This window comes from Marinobacter sp. DS40M6 (genome assembly GCF_028581595.1).
Lineage (GTDB): Bacteria > Pseudomonadota > Gammaproteobacteria > Pseudomonadales > Oleiphilaceae > Marinobacter > Marinobacter salarius.
In genome coordinates this window covers 364,461-381,475 of record NZ_JAFCAE010000003.1, presented here as the reverse complement: position 1 = coordinate 381,475, position 17,015 = coordinate 364,461, and the positions used below count along the sequence as shown (strand labels likewise).

Sequence of the window (17,015 nt, the reverse complement as noted above, 5' to 3'; positions counted from 1 at the left end):
GTATGAAGACCATTCTGCATCTTATTGATACAACGGGCCCTGGCGGCGCCGAAACCGTTTTCATTAATCTTCTCAAAGAACTACAGCACACAGAGTTCCGTAATGTGGTGGTGCTGCGGGGTGAAGGTTGGGTAGCAGACCAGGTCCGCAGCCTTGGTATCACCCCTAAGTTCATAGACTCCAAGGGCAGTTTTAACCTCGGATATATCAAAGTACTGAGGCAACTGGTGATCCAAGAGAGCGTGGACCTGATTCACGCTCACCTGCTGGGTTCAAACGTATATGGCGCCTTACTGGCACTTATCTGCCGCAAGCCCATGATCGCGACTTTTCATGGAGCCGTCGATGTGGCCGCTGGAGAGAGATTTCTGAAAGCCAAGTTTTCCATCATCGGGTGTGGGGCGTCTGCAATTGTCTGTGTCTCCAAGCGGTTGCAGGAAGAACTGGCGGCCCGCAGTTCCTTACCGGCGCGGAAGATCAACCTGATTTACAACGGTGTTGACCCGGATATGTTTTGCGAAGCGCCTGCATCGGGCCTGAGAGGGGAGCTGGGGTTGCCGCCGGAAGCCACTGTTGTGGCCTCTATCGGTAATATTCGGCCCGCCAAAGGTTACGAACATCTGGTGGATGCGGCCATCAAAATGGCCAAACTGGACCCCAGTGTTCACTTTGTCGTTGTGGGGCACCAGAGAGAGTCCCTGTTTAAACAGCTCGAGGCTCAAATCGCCCGGGCTGAAGAGCCTCCCAGAATCCACTGGCTCGGCTTCAGGTCGGATGTAGCAGGCATTTTACGGCAGGCAGATATTTTTCTGTTGCCCTCGGTCTCCGAGGGATTCTCAATATCCACCGTTGAAGCTATGATGGCTGGAGTGCCCATTATCGCGACACGAAGTGGCGGTCCGGAGGAAATACTCTCCGATGGCGAAACCGGGCTCCTGATACCCATCAAAGACCCGGACGCCATCGTTGGTGCGGTCGAGCGCCTGAAAGACCCGACGTTGCGTAGCAGGGTTATCGAAAAAGCCCGACAAAACGCGCTCGAGCGATTCAGCCTTGGAAGTATGTTGGAGGCGTACCGCGGGTTGTATGAAAGGTTTATTCGGCGCTAAGGCGCCGGCCGAAGGACCGGAGTCGTGTGGATTTAACGCAGGAGGCGCAGGCTTGAAATCAGTTGTCTTGAACTTCGTAAACTTTGTTGGCGAGACCGGGCTGTATCGCCTGTTGTGCCCCGGGCGTATCCCGGTTTTTATGCTGCACCGTGTTACCGATGGCAACGACGATATACCTGGTGATATGACCGCGGACAAGCTTCGCAGCTACCTTCGTTACCTTTCCAGGCGGGGGTACAAAGTGCTGTCCATGGAGCAACTATGGAAAGTTCTCGAGAAAGGCGAGCCAATTCCGTCAAAAACGGTCATGTTTACCATTGATGATGGCTTCTTCGACCACCACGACGTGGCGGCGAGGGTTTTTGATGAGTTCGGCTTTCCCCTCAACTTCTTCGTGATCACTGGTTTGCTGGATAAGCACCTGTGGCCGTGGGACGACCAGATCGCTTATGCACTGAATCGGACAGACCTGCGACAGGTTAGCCTCCAGCTCCCATCAGGTGGCGAGTACTCCATAGATCTCTCGGTGAAGAATATCAGGCAAACGGCCCGCGAGATCCGGAACGCGCTGAAGAAAGGCAAACAGGCGCATATCTACCGCTGGCTGGATGAAGAGCTCTACCATAAACTCAAGGTTGAGTTTCCTGGCAATATTCCTCCGGAATACCGGCCAATGTCCTGGAACAATGCAAGATCGTTGCGTGAAAGAGGGCATGGAGTGTATCCGCACACCTGTTCGCACCGCATTCTCTCGGCGCTGTCGCCGGAGGAAAAGCACCGGGAAATCAACGAAGCCCGCAAAAGGGTTGAGCAGGAGCTGCAATATACGCCGGAAGTCTTTGCCTACCCGACTGGACGCCGTTCAGATTACGATTCGGCTGATATAGAAGAACTGAAACGGGCGGGATTCAAGATGGCGTTCAACACTGTTCCGGATTATGTCAGCCAGGGTTGTAGTCACTTTGAACTCCCACGATTTTCAGTGCCTGGGGCTGTCGCCGATTTTATTCAAATCGTAAACCGGTTTGAGGCCATGAAAGAAAAACTGCCTAATCAGCCAACTTTCTCACGCAGCTTCCTGCCTACCCGTTGAGCCATATCCCGGATGGAAGACCGGGCATATCGAAGGGCGGGCTGAGGGTCTTTCCAGTAGAGCAATGCGCCGATACGCCGCCGGCGGAGTACCCTCAGGTAGCGAAAGAGTATCGACAACAGGTTCTCTCTGTTTTCAAGTCGTGCGATCAGGTCACCAAAAAAGTTCCAGTAAACCCAATTGTTCTTCTGGGGGGCCAATGCACTCTTCTGACCGTAGGCCGCGTGGGTGCACGCCAGGATATTGTTGACTCCGCAACGGGTATCAAACCAGTTACACATGCCGAGGCGGGGGTTGGTTTCAATATAGTAGTAAGTGTCTGAATTTTGGTCCTTCTTGAACTCGATCATCGCCGGGCCAGTGTAGTTCAGGGCCCTACCAATCTTTTCGCACTCTTCCCGGAGCTTCTGATTCTCCTGGCTGATCGCCATGGACGTCACGCCATAGTGTGAGGGCATGGTTCCCATGCGTTTGAACACAAAACAGGCACTGAGCTGCTGCTGGTGGTCAAACGTTACATTGCAGACCCATAGATTATCGTCACCCCCTTGGACCACTTTCTGTCCGATGAATCGGTCAAGGTAGCCCTTGAAGCGTTGCCGGAAATCGTTCAGTTCAGCGGGGGAGTTCAGAATAACGTTTTTCGCGCCCAGCACACCGTATTCCCTGAAAGTTCGTGGCTTGATGATGATTGGGAAGGCATCCGGTTCGTCATCCGACAGCTGGTAATAGGTTTTCGGAAGGGTAATGCCGCCCTTTTCCATATACAGGCATTCCAGCTTCTTGTCGTTAAGTACGTTCGTGGTTTCAGTGCTAGGAACAACAAGATGCTGTTTGGCATAACCTTCACATTTCAGTTGCCCGAGTAACTCCGCTGCCAAATCCGAGCATGCAAGCAAAACCCCTGGCCCGCCTTCATTGTCATGTAGCTGGTCGAGAACAGGCCGAAGATCGTCAGCGGTGGGATTGGGCGGCAACAGGAAGCGATACTGGCCAAACCGGCTGTAGGTACACAGGTCCGAGTGATTAGTGAGGAGCGTATAGGTCTTCAGGCCCGCGTGAGCGGCTGAGCGCACAGCACCGAGGCCGTTAAGTCCGTTAGCAAGGATAATAACGTAGGGTTTCTTGTCAGGCATTGTCAGTTCTTTAGTGCGCGTAGGTAATGTTTCAGCTCGAACCAGAACGGACGAAGATCTTTCCACCGATTGACTTCATGGCGGGTTCGCAGGTTCGGCATAACAAAATTGAAGATTTCCCGCAATTTCCAGCTAAGTGAGTAACGGCTCAAAGGTGCCTTTAAAACGAGGTAAAGCCTATCCAGATCACCCAGCAACCAGCGTACACGTCGATACTCCCATACCGGCTGGGGTACGGCTTGACCGGTACTCACAAGGTATAGCAACCATGGGAAGTCAATACCGGAGTCGATTGCTAGCTGTAAAGACCCCCAGAATCTGGGGTTAACTTCCATAAGGTACCCGGTACCGTCCTCAGCCACCCGGAACTCCACCATGGCTACGCCATGCCATTTTGCGGAACGAAGTAACGTTTCTGCGGATACACGAAGTTGCTCATTAATGGGAGCGGACTCGCATAGTACGCTTACGCCGCCACCGGGAGGTTTCTCCCTAAGCCGGCGATGGGCGAAATAGCACACCGGATCACCATGATCAAACAACGCAAAAACGCCCTGGCCAGTACCGTTGATAAAGGATTGAATCGAGAAGGGAAAGCGAAAAAATCCATTGGAGGTGATAGCCGTTCGCGCCTCCTGCCTGGTATTGGCAACAATAACCTGAGTGGACTCGATGCCCCCTTCAGTCAACACTTTGGACTTGTAAGGTTTTAAAACGACCGGAAAGCGCTCCAAGTCGTTGAGTGCCCTCAAGCCTTCCTCGGCATCATTGCAAAAGACGGTATCCGGAACGGGGATATTTTTCTCCTGGGCCAACTGAAACAGATCATTCTTATTTGCCAGTTGTTCCACTGCCTCCGTGGTGGAGAAGGGGAGTACAATATGATCTGGCAGCTCATCACGGTACCGCAGCAGGACGTACGTTGTGGCCTCTGTGATTGGCAACAAAAATGAAATGCCGAGCGATTCGACTTGATGCAAAATATCGTCGAAAAAAAGGCGAGGCGACAGGAAGGGATTTGAATAGGTCACCCGCTGGTGGCAGTAACGGGAACAACCAGCGAGCGACTCCGGTGCCGCTTCACCCACGGCGACCCAGAGCCCCCTCGACCCCAGAGAACGCACAGCGGCCAGGGAGGCACGCTGATTTCCGTCAAGTACGAGTATTCTGGGTTCCATGGGTATAAACGTCCTTTGTTTGTACCAACAGTAAAAGTCGGAGCCCGATTATCCGGTATGTAGCTCACAAATTCTATCGCGCGGAGCGATCTATGCCATCAAAAAGCATCAATGTTTCCCGATGGTAACGTAACTTGTGGCATGATACCCAGAGCTAGGAAACACTGGGTTTTTCTGGACCAGAACAGGGAGATTGCACGTTGAACCGGTTGGTCTATGAGCGGTTTGGCTCAAAAAAAGGACTTGCACATTTTTTTTACCACGGGGTTCTCGCGTGGTTCGGATTCTATAGCCGACATTGGAAGGTCATTCCTGCCCCCAATCAACGGATTGTATTCATATGCAGCGGCAACATATGCCGAAGCCCTCTTGCAGAAGTTTACGCAACGAAGCTTGGCAGGGAAGCGGCCTCTTGTGGTTTACACTGCGGGGACGATTACCCTGCCGACATGAGAGCAATTGAGTTCGCTAAACAATATGGGCTTGAACTCGAAGATCATAGGACGATCAATGCCAGAAATTTTGAGTTTCGAAGCACGGATTTGATTGTTGTCATGGAGCCGGCGCATGCAACTGCTTTTCGAAGTATTGTAGGAAACGGTTACAAACTGGTTCTCGCGGGCTCCTACTGTAAAAGTCCATACCCTTACATTCACGATCCATATAACTGTTGTAATGAGTTCTTCGTACGCTGTGAAAAGAGAGTAATTGAAGCAGTAAGGGAGATGTGTGGTGGTTAGGAAGCAAAAAGAGATTTTTGCTCAAGACCTGTTTCGGCTGGAGTTGGCACCTATGTGGCGCTATTTCAAGTCGGAATCTTTTGCTTTCTGGATGATCTGTTTCTATCTATTTTTGGAGTATGTCAGGCCTCAGTCCATTATTCCAGAGCTGGACTTCCTACCTTGGACACAGCTAGCTGTGCTCGGATCGCTGGCAGGATGCTTTATCGATAAAACGGTAAAGTGGAACTCGACTCCCTTGAACTCATTGTTATTTCTATTCTTTATCTTGATATTGATATCTAGTGCTTTTGCATACGATTCATCGATATCTTATAGATACTTGGAAAATTTTTACACATGGCTGATAATTTATTTGTTAGTGGTAAATATCGTAAATAGCAAGAATAGATTCTTTATATTCATTTGTATATTTTTGTTGGCTTCATTTAAATTGTCATTGTCGCTATCTATTACTTGGGCGATGAGAGGGTTTGCGTTCACTGGATGGGGACTAAGTGGTCCCCCGGGGTTTTTCCAAAACTCTGGTGAATTGGCTATTCAGATGCTTGTATATTGGCCTGTCGCTTTCGCAATCGCAATTGCTTTGAAGTCCTACGTAACCCGGATTAAATACTATATTTTGTTATTGATGCCCATCACGGGAATTATGGTAATACTGGGCGCAAGTTCGCGAGGTGCACAACTTGCACTATTTGTTCAGCTGATATTGTTAAACTTCCGATCAATTTTTAAAGTTAAAGTGTTGGTCGCTTTTTCCATCATTCTGTTTTCTCTATGGAACATTCTCCCACAGGAGCAAAAAGAACGATTCCAAGTCGCTGGTGATGATAGAACTTCTATACAAAGGCTATTTTATTGGGAAAATGGTTTTGAGATGATGAAGAGCCACCCCGTGACTGGGGTTGGTTACTTTAATTTTGTAAAATATTATGAAAGTTTTTTCAGAGAGGATCTCTTATATGAGCGCGCTGAGCTTCCTCATAATATTTTCGTACAGGTTGGGGCCGAGCTTGGGGTTTTTGCTCTTATTATATATGTATTGTCGATTGTTTTTGTTTATTTAAAAACGGCTCGGTTAAGGAAACACTTGATTAGCTCTGGCGGCGATTGTTTCTACATACCGCTTCTTAAGTACCTTAATGTTTCGCTAGTTGGGTTTGTGGTCGCAGGTCAATTTGTTTCAGTAGTGTACTATCCTTTTCTATGGATTCACTTCTCGTTTTTCGTATGCTTGATTAATATAGTTGGTGCAAAAAATATAGATAGATTTAGACAAGGACGGCGAAATGATTAACGTAAATTATTTGAAGTCTAGGCTTCGAGATGTATGGTTCCTTAATATTTCAAAAATTTTTTCAGTGGCGTTGTTTTTAGCGTCGCGTTTGCTTGTTAGTTTTAATTTAAAGAATAAAGCTATTAAGTATTTGTTGATGTCAATCCGATACAGTTACTATGGTCCTTCTCAGGAGTTGCTATATAGAGAGTTTCGTGAGTTTGATTTCACCGAGTTCTTATCTAAATCGACCTCTAAAAAGGATGCTGTTGGTCGGACGATCATCTTAAGTGCACCTTATACGGATAGATCGGGAGTGTTTCGAAAGGGTGTAATGCTGCTAACTTTTTCTCATACATTTTCATTTTTTATCAAGCATGGTAATTGGGATAGACTTAACCAAAGCTTTGCATTTGTTCTAGAGCCAAGTTGGGCTGGCTATGCTGATCCTGACATTCTTGCTTTTGCGCAAACTGCTGAACATTGCGTAATCCAGGCTTCTGAGATTAAAGATAGGATTTTGATCAACACGATTTTCCCTGAAGTTCCATGTATCGACACTGGCGCCAGCAATTGGATTGATGATCGGTTTTTTTACTTTGATAAAGATCGCCCTGTTGAGGAAAAAGAATTTGACGCTATTTATGTGGCAAACTTAAATCCAATAAAAAGAGTGTATAGAGCAATTGATGCTGTTAAAGAAGCTAAGAGAACGAAAAGTGATATAAGGGTAGCCATTGTATGTGCTGGATGGGGTAGTGGTAGTTATGATGAACTGAGGAACCATATTGCCTACCAAGGGGTTGTGGATAATCTGACTCTTTTTGAGGGTATGGATCAAGACAACCTTATAGATCTCGTTTTGAAATCTAAATGTAGTATTTTACTGTCCCTAAAAGAAGGCAGTAATAGGGTGTTATTCGAGTCAATGTTCCTCAATGTTCCAGTTATTTGTATTAGTGAGAATGTCGGCGTCAATAAGTCCTACATCAACTCACAAACTGGACTATTGGTTCCAGATAGGTTAGTTGATAAAGCTATCTGCTTTATGGTTGATCATTATACGAACTTTTCCCCTAGACGATGGGCTATGAGGAGTATATCGCCGGAAGTGACTACAAACGGTTTATCTGAATTGCTCGAAGGGTACTATGGAGTTGACTTGAACTATAAACTTGAGGTCAAAGTTAACAGCCCTGAAGTGCAGTATAGGCGGGAAGATCTTCGTGACTATGATTTTTTAGATAAGCTACTAGAGTCAAACACAGATGCCGATTTTTCAGAGAATTGCAGGCAAATCCATGAAAAGTTCAAGATGAATGAGGTCGGCTAAATAATGTCAACTGAGATGAATGAAAAAAATGCATGGATTACCTGGGAGCGCCAACAAAGAAATGTTTCCATGGCAAGAGTCTTTTCTGCGGATTATTATGAGTTCAGTAAGCCTCGCAATAGCTATATTTTTCGTGTTCTAGTAAATGCTTTCCTAACTTTAAAAGTTTTCCTAAAAAAATATCAAATCATTTTTGTTCAGAATCCATCGATAGTTTTAGTTGCTGTTTCAGTTTTTATTAACGTTTTTTTTAGGAAAAAACTAGTTGTAGATGCTCACAATGCAGGTGTTTTTCCTTTCGAAGGTAAAAGTAAGCTTTTAGTAGCGTTCAATAACTTTTTACTTAAACGGTCTGATTTGGTGATCGTTAGTAACTCTTCTCTAAGCCGAAAACTCTCTGATTTAGGAATTACCTCTATCGCTATGCCTGACCCAATTCCCAAGCTTGAGGGGAGTGTTAGGGCTAGTTTTGATATGTCACCAGTTCAGGTGTTCATTGTCTGTTCTTGGTCCGATGATGAGCCGATCGATTTGTATTTCTCTCTTGCTAAGGCCTTCCCAAATATTGAGTTCGGGATTTCTGGAAAAGTTAAAGAAAGATATAACTACCTATTAAATGATGTTCCTGAGAACCTTAAGTTGATGGGTTTTTTACCTGAAAACGAATATTTTTATTATCTAGCCAGCTCAGAGACTATAATTGACCTAACCACACGAAATGACTGCTTGGTGTGCGGGGCGTACGAAGCGATTGGTGCTGGAGTTCCAGCTATATTGAGCGACACTACGGTAAATAGAGAGTTGTTTATTAAAGGTATTGTGTTTTCAGAATGTAATGATTCCGCACTTGTTGAGGCGTTGAATTATTTATTTCGTGATCATGCGACCCTGGTGTCTGAAGTTGGTTTGATGAAGGATAAGATGATTCGGGATGAAGAGCGTAATAAAATGCGTGTTTTGGAGTTTCTCACCGAATAATTACTTGTAATGCGAAATTCACTATCGATATGCGATTCTCGCTTCTTATAACTAAATTAATTTGACAATTGTTTAACAAAGGTCCGATCATCTAGTATGTCCGTGTTTCATATAATAGGGGTTGGCTATGAAAGCGTATTCGGCAATAGCTATTGCTGCGGTTATGATTTTGTTACCGCTGGAGACTATCAGCGCTTTTACGATTTCAGTATCGGGCGACAATGCTAACTCTGGGCAGAGGCCCTTAAGCGAAGGGTGTCAGCTCTATGGGGAGGAGGCATTCACGTCGGATTCAGGAAACACGAGGTACACGGATGAGCAGGTTTATAGTGGTGATGGTGCGCTAAAGCTCACTATCGAACAAGGTAGTAAAGGATTTGGATCACTGGGAGGTATCATAGATTTTGCATCTTGTGATCACGTTGGGGGTCGGGTCCTCAAGAAGGGTGACGAGGTTTGGGTAAGGGTGCACATATTCTTTCCGCAGAATTTTGAGTTCAATCGTAACGGCAGAAACAAGTTTCTAAGGCTTCGAACGTTTAGCGGCTCCGGCAATAGCGAAGGCTATAACGATCTATATTTGGACGGTCGACTGGACTCTACTCCATACGATTATATTTTCGAAGGTGTACAACGTTGGTATGCCATGGGAGAGCAGGAACATCTCTTCCCGCTGGGTCAGTGGCGAACCGTAGAATACTACCTCAGATTGGATGATAGAACTGAGCCGCAAGGCGGAAACGCTCGTGTTCGTGTATGGATCGATGGTGAGCTAATCGGGGATACTGGTGAGCGGGCAAACCTTGTGACTCCGGATAGCTACATCGAATCACTATACTTTTTTACATACTGGGACAACGACGGTGCTCATAAAACCCAATCGTTCTATGTTGATGACCTGGTGGTCACTAGTGACACTCCAGAGAACAGAGATGCGAATGGGTTCCCATTTATCGGCCTAGGTAAGCCAACCAGTGGTAGTGGATCAGGTGGCTCTGGTGGCTCTGGGGACGCGCCACGTCCCTTGCCGCCAGTACTTACTGTTGATTAAGGTTGGAGATCTTGCTCTTTGCAATTGAACATACGATGACCAGTTAAATGAAGTAGTTTGCTCGGCTAGGCAATGATTTTAGGGGTTTAGTGCTTCACGCTTGCTACGGTATTAAGAGGGCCGGGACCCAAAGTACCTTTTTAGCTTGCGGATATCTGAGGTTGATGTGTCAAATTTTTTTACGGTGATGCTGTTTCGAGCTTTCTAAGTTATTGAAAGTTTCGACACGGCATAATTTATGCGTGCGTCATTGTATATTCATGGAAGAAAAGGTGGTTCGGATGCGTAATCTGTTTTTTGTTTTGATAATTACTTTTAGCCCTTTGGCTATATCATCCCCCATAAAATACAGTTTTGAGGGCTACACCAGTTTTATAAACTTGAACAGTGGGGATCATGATCCAGAATCACCTTTGATAAGAGACGACGGTGTAGTGATTACCAACGGCGACTCTTTTATGCAAGGCCATATCGTATTCGATCCAGACCAAGTAAGAAGCGGTGCAGGAGGGACTGGTCTTGGTGAAGTTCTCAGTTGGTCATTTTCGACGCAAGGCCTCACATACCAGGGATCAGGTGGAGGATTTCACTATTTAACGTTCGAGAATAGCTCATTCAAGTATCATGACGAAATTCCCACCGGTGGCTATGGACCAGATGTAGCCTATATGGATTTCAACTTTAACGGGGATCCTTTCGCACTTGGGGCGGACTTCTTTCCTGTTGCTGATTTTATAGGCGGTAAATTCTTCACGTCGATCGATATAGCTAAAGTTGATGACGATACAGCAATGTGGGGCCTTGAAGGGAAAATTACTGATTTACAGGTCGATCAGTGGTCGGTCCCTGCTCCTTCTTCTATCTGGATAATGGCTTTTGGTCTTCTAGGTATATTTTTCAAGCTGTACAAAAGAAAAGTTTAGCTTACTAATAGTGGGCGTATATATAGCTATCTCGGTATAGTGTCTTAGATATTGGGGGATAGGGCTTTTGGTTTGTCCTATTTTCCCAAAGTTTTAGTTATCAGAGCTCTAAGTCCTTTTCTCTCGGATTGAGTGCTTAGATAAAATGCAATTGCTGTAGAAGCAACCAAAAAGATTCCAGATTTTTCAATTATTACTTTTATAGTAAATTCCGAAGTTGTTATGGTCTGGTCGAGTAATGTGGATGCCAATAGTACCAATACCGACATGACTAGTGGCGCTTGACGGATCTTTAAAGGGTATAGCTTATTTCCATTGTATAGTGCATAGACGTATTGGACAATTGATCCCAAAGCAAAAGCGACTGATGCACCAACGAAGCCATAGAAAGGTATTAATATAAAATAGAAAACAGAGATTGCAATTGCTGTTACGGCATTGTTCTTCGTTACTTCGAGAGTTCGATCAGTCAACATAAAGCTAAAGTTATTAAATATTGTTAGGCACTGAAATATCCCAGCAATTACCAAGTAGGGTACTGCCTTGGCCGCGGTATGAAATGGTTCGGCAGACATAATATTGATTATGACGCTAGAAAATATGCTTACGCCGATCCCTGCAACTACCAACAGCGCCGTAATCATTCGGAACGCCATAGAATAATCTGGGTAAGGATTTTTCAGTTTCGCGATTTCGAAGCGCTCAGTCTGCCAGTATTGAGAAAAAGGAAGCCAGATTAAAACTGATACGATTGATCCAAATTTTGCAGCAAGCTCAAAAAGACCAACTTCGTCGAGTGATGAAAAAATTCTGATAAAATAGCGATTGGAGGAACCGATATATAAACCTATTAACCCTGATATCCAGAGTGGCCAACTGAATTTCAGGATGTATAGAGCGACGGACCTTCTGACAAGAAATCCTGTTTTATAAACCGTATAAATCAACAATGCTAACGCTATAATTACAGAGGATATCAAGCTGCTCAATGCCAGGCCCATAAGTCCCCAGTCGAGAACCACTATCGTCAATATGTTTAATCCAAGCTGTAAGCCCAGTTTTATCATGTTGAAGTTAAAGTAAGTCCATGGCTTTTTGACGATCCGTAAATAGGTCAGCCCATATTGTTCCAGCGCATGAGTAACTATCAGAGCGGAGAATATAATGATGTAAATACTATATTCTTCCTTCCCAAAAACCACCTCAGCTAGAGGCTCCGAAAAACTGGCCATTAGAATGCTGGCCACACCGCTGAAGAATGATGTCACCAGAAGTGCGGTTGATACCACTGAGTTTTTCAGCAGCTTGGTTTCTTCCTGGTGGTAGAACTTGGGAACGGCCTGAAACATATGCCCGCCCAGAACTACCTCGAACAGACTGACAAGGAAAACAAGGAGGCCTATAACACCGTAGTCAGCCGGCGTTAAATAATGCGTATAGATCGGCAACATAATGAAGCCGACCAACTGTCGAGAGATGTTGCCAACTGCGTAAATGGTTGAATGCTTAACCATTTGCTGTGCTTGACTCACAGCGAATGCTCCGTTGTTTTTTCCAGTGCTTCAAAGATATTAATCAAGCCTTTTGCCTGGGAGGCTCTTGAGTAATGTTTTATGACTCGCTCCCGGGATGCTGCGCCCATGGCCAGTCTCATCGCCTGGTTACTCAGCATGTCCTTTAAGGTCTGAGCCGCGACACTGTAATTACCGACCGGGAAAGTTTTACCTGTTTCAGGTGTTACTGCCTCGTCTAACCCAGGTAGTGCAGATACCATTAGGGGTAAGCCCGTGGCCGCCATTTCGAGTGAGGACATGGGGAAGGAGTCCCACTCTGTCGACGCAATCATTCCCATGGCGCAACTTTTCAGGATATCTGGGACATCATTTCGGTACCCACCAAATGTAATATGGTCGTTCACGTCGGGGTTCTGCAGGTATTCTTCGAAGTTCTCTTTCTCGCCAGGGCGGTTGCCAAGGATAAGGAACTGAACATTCTTGTAACCCAGGTCTTGCGTAAGCACCTTCGCGGTCTGGAGTATTACGTGGACACCTTTCCTGCGCTCCATGTGTCCGGTGAACACCACAATTTCTCGATCTTTGGGAATGTCCAATTGTTCGTGAGCGTAGTGCCTCTTGGTCTTGTCGGGGGCGTACTTGGTCGTATCAATCCCGGTTTTAACGATGGAGGTCTTGGACAGCGGTATGCCGCGCCCATCGACGGCGGTGTCTCTCATGCCCGTCGACTGAAACACGTAATGGTCGGGGCCATGGCGTTTCGTGGCTACTTCAAGCCTTTTAACAATTAGCTTCAACCCCGTGTTGAGGGAACTCATAGGGGCGCCCCAATAGGAAACGAAGGTTCTCACCCCGCTCTTTCTGAAAACTTTGTACATTGGCCGGGAGACAGCCTGGTCAAAGCCTAGTAGACGAGTAATGTTGTGGTCTTTGATATAACGCTCAGCAGCACGAAGTTGTTCCGGCGTTGACCAACGAGTGTCCAGCTGGATGATGTTTTTCAAGTCTTTGGGTAAAGACGGTGTAATTCCCCCGTCTAGAGTGGTGTAGGCGTAATGAATGTCCGCCATATCGTTAGTAAAATGCTTTGCGACCTCCAGAAACGTGTGTTCGTGGCTGGACGCCGCATACCCTGGGTTTGACTCGCAATGGAACAGCACCATCATCCCTGTCACGACTTGATGTCCTCCTTCGCCGATGCGATGGGTTGGGCGTCTTCGTTAACATCGGCCAACAATCGATAGGGGCGCTCACTGATGGCTCGGGCGTTGCCTTGAACCTTCAGGGCTGCGGCTTCGAACGAAGCCCGTGACTCAAGAGCCTCCCTTACCAGTGGTTCAAGAGTCTGTTGCACGTCGTCAATGGATGTTACCAGCGGCTTCAGCCCAAGGGCTTCAAACGATCCACGCAGCTTTGCCTCTGTATACTCATTCACGTAGATGCCCACTGCCGGTACACCTGTAGACAGCGCAAATATCAGTTGGTGGTAACGCATGGATACCACGAACTGACTGTCTACCGTCAACGCTTTGAGGGAAGAGGCGAGGGGGATTGGATCAACCAGGTGGAATCGAGTGGCTGGCCATAAATGCTCAATATTATGGGCCAGTTTGATGTCGCCTTCTGTTCCACGCGGCGCATGATGAGGGATGAAAACCGTATTAACGTTATTGGAGGACACCGCCTTTTCTATGGCGGTAGCAACGCGCAACACGGCGTCGTCGTCCATTTCGCCGAATTTTCGCATTGAGACGCAGGCGAAGGGCGCGTTCTTTGCACTGATGCTACGTGTGTAGTCGTTGTGGCGCTGCTCCAGAAAGCAGGCATCATCAAGGGCGAATTCCACAGGTCTGCTAATTTGGGTGTGGGAAAAATTGAGATCCCTTACTCCAATCCACTTGGCATCTTTCAGTACCGAATCGACACGTTTGCGGTGGCTGTCGTTATAGGGGCCAATGGTCTGGCTGACCAGGTAAATGTCTTTATTGAAGAAGTTCGCGACTCTAAGCAGGCGTAGGCGGGCTTCCAGAACGCCGGTCCAAACACTGGTCATGTTGCCTCCGCCGCAGACCACCACTTTGTCGCACTTGAGTACCTGATAGAGGTTGGTCGCGAGCGCCTTCAGGTAGGATAGGGGCTTTTTCCACCGCATTTCCCGGAATACATCGTCTGGGGTGTGATAGAACTCAAATGCCTTGATTCCATAGGTTTCGGGAACCTTCGTCGGGTTTGCGCACCCCAGTATGAGGTTATCCTTGCCCACGAGCTGGCTGAGGCGGTCGATAGCGACTTCCGCCATGGCTTCGTCACCAACATGGTAGTCGGGGCCCAGTCCGGTTATATCCGACAGCATGAGAATTTTCGGCATGTTCCTGTCTACTCTGTGTGTATTAAGCGAAAGATCGGCTTTATGGTGAAAAGGCATCACAAATGCTGTGGTGCTTATGTATTGTAAACGTCCGTGTACTTAACCGTATTGGCCTCAACCCCAAAAAGTTGACGAACGTGCATCAGGCCACTATCGGTTTTATGCCTACGCCCGGTGCCTTCGGCGAAGATCTGCGTTATTGCCCGGGTATAGCCTTCAGGAGAATGGTCCTTAACCAGCCACCCGCAACGCCCATTGTCCAAGACCTCCGGAATGCCGCCAACGTGGTGCGCTACAACGGGGATCTCCAGTGCCAGGGCCTCCAGGAGTGTCATCGGCAGGCCCTCATGGTCGGACGTCATTAGCAGCACATCAAGCTTCGTCATTTCGGCGGCTGCAGGGCTTACAAACCCCGTGAAAACTATCCGGTCTGAGATGCCCAGGTCGATGGCGAGTTGTCGCAATTCTGGCTCGAGAGGGCCGCTTCCGATGATGATGCCCTGGCACGCCTGTCCCTGCTGATTTAACAAGGCCATGGTTCTGATAAAGATATCAACCCGTTTGACGGGCACCAGGCGCCCAACAATGCCAATACGGGGCGTTTTGCTATCTGTTTCGGTCGGTATCTTCCATTCGTGACGGGTGTTGTCCACGTCAATAAAGTTATAGATTTTATGGACTTTTCCGGGAAACAGTCTCCCCAGTCTTACCTCCAGTTGGGTAGACACCGCAATAATCGCCTGTTGCCGTAATCTACCCAGGACAATGTCCAGTTTCTGAACCAACCATTTGTGAGGGCGTTTCAGGGTAAAGGCGGTTTCCGGGTTGCCATGCACAGTGCGAACGGAGGCCGGCACCCGCGCCAGCTCCTTTCCGAGAATGCCGAGCACGTTTTCCTTGAAACCGTGGGTGTGCACGATCCCGGTTTCGTGTTCTCTACAATGAGAAGCGATGCTACGGGCAATGGCTATCGGACCAAGTTTTGTCTCATCCGCCAGGGTGACGGGGATGTCCAGTTCGCGCAGTTTATCGTGCAGGATGCCGGTGTTGAAGACTACCGCTGTCGGTGAAATCTGATCCGTGGCCTGTAGTGCCCGGCAAAGGTTATATACCTGTACCTCGGCACCTGCCCATAAATCGCCGGACACCACATGCGTTACAACCCGTCTGGCCTCACTCTGCGTCATAAAAGACCGCGTCCGATTGTCGCCAGTAAGGTACGTGTACTGTGGCTGTTGCCGTCATGGAGGTTAAAGCGGTGAAGATCATAAGGATTGCACCCGGCAACATTCCAGCCGGTTTTGGTGGTGCATGCTGCCTTGTAGGTATCGGAGACCAGGTCTTCACCTTTGCCGGTTATGTCGCCATTGGGATAACAGAACACTGGTATGGCGGCATCGCCCAGGGATTTGAGGTCCTTAAGGCAGTCCACGATTTCTTCTTTTAGCGATTTTTCATCTTTCAGGCGGTTCAGGCGGTAATGGTGCCTGGTGTGCGCGCCATACATCACAAGACCGTTTTGCGCCATTTCAGCCAGTTCCGAGCCGCTGAGAATGGATCTGGAGGTTTCCGTGGGGGCGATATCCGGATGCGATGTGTAAACCTGTTCAAGAGCCTCAAGGATCGCCACATCTTCGAGTGACTTCAGTCGCGCGATCACTTCGTCCGCTTCCATAAGGGAAAGTGGGCGATTTGCGCCAGGGGTTGGCCCACTAGGCAGGTGAGGTCGCAGCCAGTCGAAGGATGAGTCATTCTCGGGAATGGTCTGTGTGGTCAGTAGGCTGAGCACCTGTTCCGGCCAGAAGGTGTTGCCGGTGTCGATCATTTGAGTGACCAGGAAGATCGTTGCGGGGGCGTTCTGTGCTTTGAGAGTTGGATAGGCGTACTGGTAGTTGTCTTGCCAGCCATCGTCAAAGGTGAAGGCAACCGCTAGCTTTGGAAGCGGCTCGCCTTGCCTGTTACGGTCAAGCCAGTCGGAAAGGTGGACGGGTTCCGCCCCAAGTTTACGGGCAAACCTGATATGGTTTTCGAGTGACTGCGGGCTGGTGACCATACCCGGTTGCTCAACGGCACGCTCGGGCGCATCCGCCGGGAGAATTCGGTGGTAAGTGAGGATCAGGAGCGTTGGCTTTTTTGAGAGACGGACGCGCAGCCAGCCGTAGCTCGCCAGCACGAAAAGCGCACCTGATTTAACAAGGGATCTGAAGAATGCCACGCCTTGGGCCTCCGTCGGCTTCGCCAATGGTTTTGGCTTGTTCGTCCATGTATAGTTTATCGCCATAGAGATTCTGCCAGTAGTGTGCAGAGATGTCATCC

General features: G+C 47.8%; 15 protein-coding genes. 8 read left to right on the top strand and 7 right to left on the bottom strand.

Annotated elements, in window-relative coordinates:
- Positions 1 to 2: 2 nt before the first annotated feature.
- Positions 3 to 1,109 (top strand): glycosyltransferase family 4 protein, encoded by a 1,107-nt coding sequence (locus JJO78_RS09360; protein ID WP_273623479.1) that lies wholly within the window; start codon positions 3 to 5, stop codon positions 1,107 to 1,109.
- A gap of 52 nt (positions 1,110 to 1,161) precedes the next feature.
- Positions 1,162 to 2,202, top strand: coding sequence for a polysaccharide deacetylase family protein (locus JJO78_RS09355; RefSeq protein ID WP_273623478.1), 1,041 nt, complete (start codon positions 1,162 to 1,164; stop codon positions 2,200 to 2,202).
- On the opposite strand, the gene JJO78_RS09350 is transcribed toward JJO78_RS09355, so the two are convergent.
- Entirely contained in the window at positions 2,163 to 3,338 is a 1,176-nt protein-coding gene (locus JJO78_RS09350; RefSeq protein ID WP_273623477.1) for an ATP-binding protein, read from the bottom strand. The genes JJO78_RS09355 and JJO78_RS09350 overlap by 40 nt on opposite strands.
- Positions 3,339 to 3,340: 2 nt before the next feature.
- Complete coding sequence (locus tag JJO78_RS09345; protein ID WP_273623476.1) at positions 3,341 to 4,516, bottom strand: carboxylate--amine ligase; 1,176 nt, start codon at positions 4,514 to 4,516, stop codon at positions 3,341 to 3,343.
- A gap of 200 nt (positions 4,517 to 4,716) precedes the next feature.
- Between JJO78_RS09345 and JJO78_RS20590 the strand changes: the two genes are divergently transcribed.
- The 6 genes from JJO78_RS20590 (at position 4,717) to JJO78_RS09320 (ending at position 10,817) form a co-directional block, all read left to right on the top strand.
- On the top strand, positions 4,717 to 5,256 hold the full coding sequence (locus JJO78_RS20590; protein WP_443094027.1) for an arsenate reductase/protein-tyrosine-phosphatase family protein: 540 nt from the start codon (positions 4,717 to 4,719) through the stop codon (positions 5,254 to 5,256).
- Complete coding sequence (locus JJO78_RS09340) at positions 5,249 to 6,553, top strand: O-antigen ligase family protein (protein WP_273623475.1); 1,305 nt, start codon at positions 5,249 to 5,251, stop codon at positions 6,551 to 6,553. Before JJO78_RS20590 ends, JJO78_RS09340 begins: the two co-directional genes overlap by 8 nt.
- Positions 6,546 to 7,865, top strand: a complete 1,320-nt coding sequence (locus tag JJO78_RS09335) for a glycosyltransferase (RefSeq protein WP_273623474.1) — start codon at positions 6,546 to 6,548, stop codon at positions 7,863 to 7,865. Before JJO78_RS09340 ends, JJO78_RS09335 begins: the two co-directional genes overlap by 8 nt.
- A 3-nt stretch (positions 7,866 to 7,868) precedes the next feature.
- Positions 7,869 to 8,843, top strand: a complete 975-nt coding sequence (locus JJO78_RS09330; protein WP_273623473.1) for a hypothetical protein — start codon at positions 7,869 to 7,871, stop codon at positions 8,841 to 8,843.
- Positions 8,844 to 8,970: 127 nt separating this feature from the next.
- The gene (locus JJO78_RS09325; RefSeq protein WP_273623471.1) at positions 8,971 to 9,894 is read left to right on the top strand and encodes a hypothetical protein; all 924 of its coding nucleotides are present in this window, start codon (positions 8,971 to 8,973) and stop codon (positions 9,892 to 9,894) included.
- A 281-nt stretch (positions 9,895 to 10,175) separates the two neighbouring features.
- Entirely contained in the window at positions 10,176 to 10,817 is a 642-nt protein-coding gene (locus JJO78_RS09320) for a hypothetical protein (RefSeq protein WP_273623469.1), read from the top strand.
- A 77-nt stretch (positions 10,818 to 10,894) separates the two neighbouring features.
- On the opposite strand, the gene JJO78_RS09315 is transcribed toward JJO78_RS09320, so the two are convergent.
- The 5 genes from JJO78_RS09315 to JJO78_RS09295 form a co-directional block, all read right to left on the bottom strand.
- The gene (locus JJO78_RS09315; RefSeq protein WP_273623467.1) at positions 10,895 to 12,349 is read right to left on the bottom strand and encodes a lipopolysaccharide biosynthesis protein; all 1,455 of its coding nucleotides are present in this window, start codon (positions 12,347 to 12,349) and stop codon (positions 10,895 to 10,897) included.
- Positions 12,346 to 13,497, bottom strand: a complete 1,152-nt coding sequence (locus JJO78_RS09310; RefSeq protein ID WP_273623654.1) for a glycosyltransferase family 4 protein — start codon at positions 13,495 to 13,497, stop codon at positions 12,346 to 12,348. Before JJO78_RS09310 ends, JJO78_RS09315 begins: the two co-directional genes overlap by 4 nt.
- A 5-nt stretch (positions 13,498 to 13,502) precedes the next feature.
- On the bottom strand, positions 13,503 to 14,699 hold the full coding sequence (locus JJO78_RS09305; RefSeq protein WP_273623465.1) for a polysaccharide pyruvyl transferase family protein: 1,197 nt from the start codon (positions 14,697 to 14,699) through the stop codon (positions 13,503 to 13,505).
- A 74-nt stretch (positions 14,700 to 14,773) separates the two neighbouring features.
- The gene (locus JJO78_RS09300; protein ID WP_273623464.1) at positions 14,774 to 15,886 is read right to left on the bottom strand and encodes a glycosyltransferase; all 1,113 of its coding nucleotides are present in this window, start codon (positions 15,884 to 15,886) and stop codon (positions 14,774 to 14,776) included.
- Entirely contained in the window at positions 15,883 to 16,914 is a 1,032-nt protein-coding gene (locus JJO78_RS09295) for a polysaccharide deacetylase family protein (protein WP_273623462.1), read from the bottom strand. The genes JJO78_RS09300 and JJO78_RS09295 overlap by 4 nt, the downstream gene beginning before the upstream one ends.
- Positions 16,915 to 17,015 lie beyond the last annotated feature (101 nt).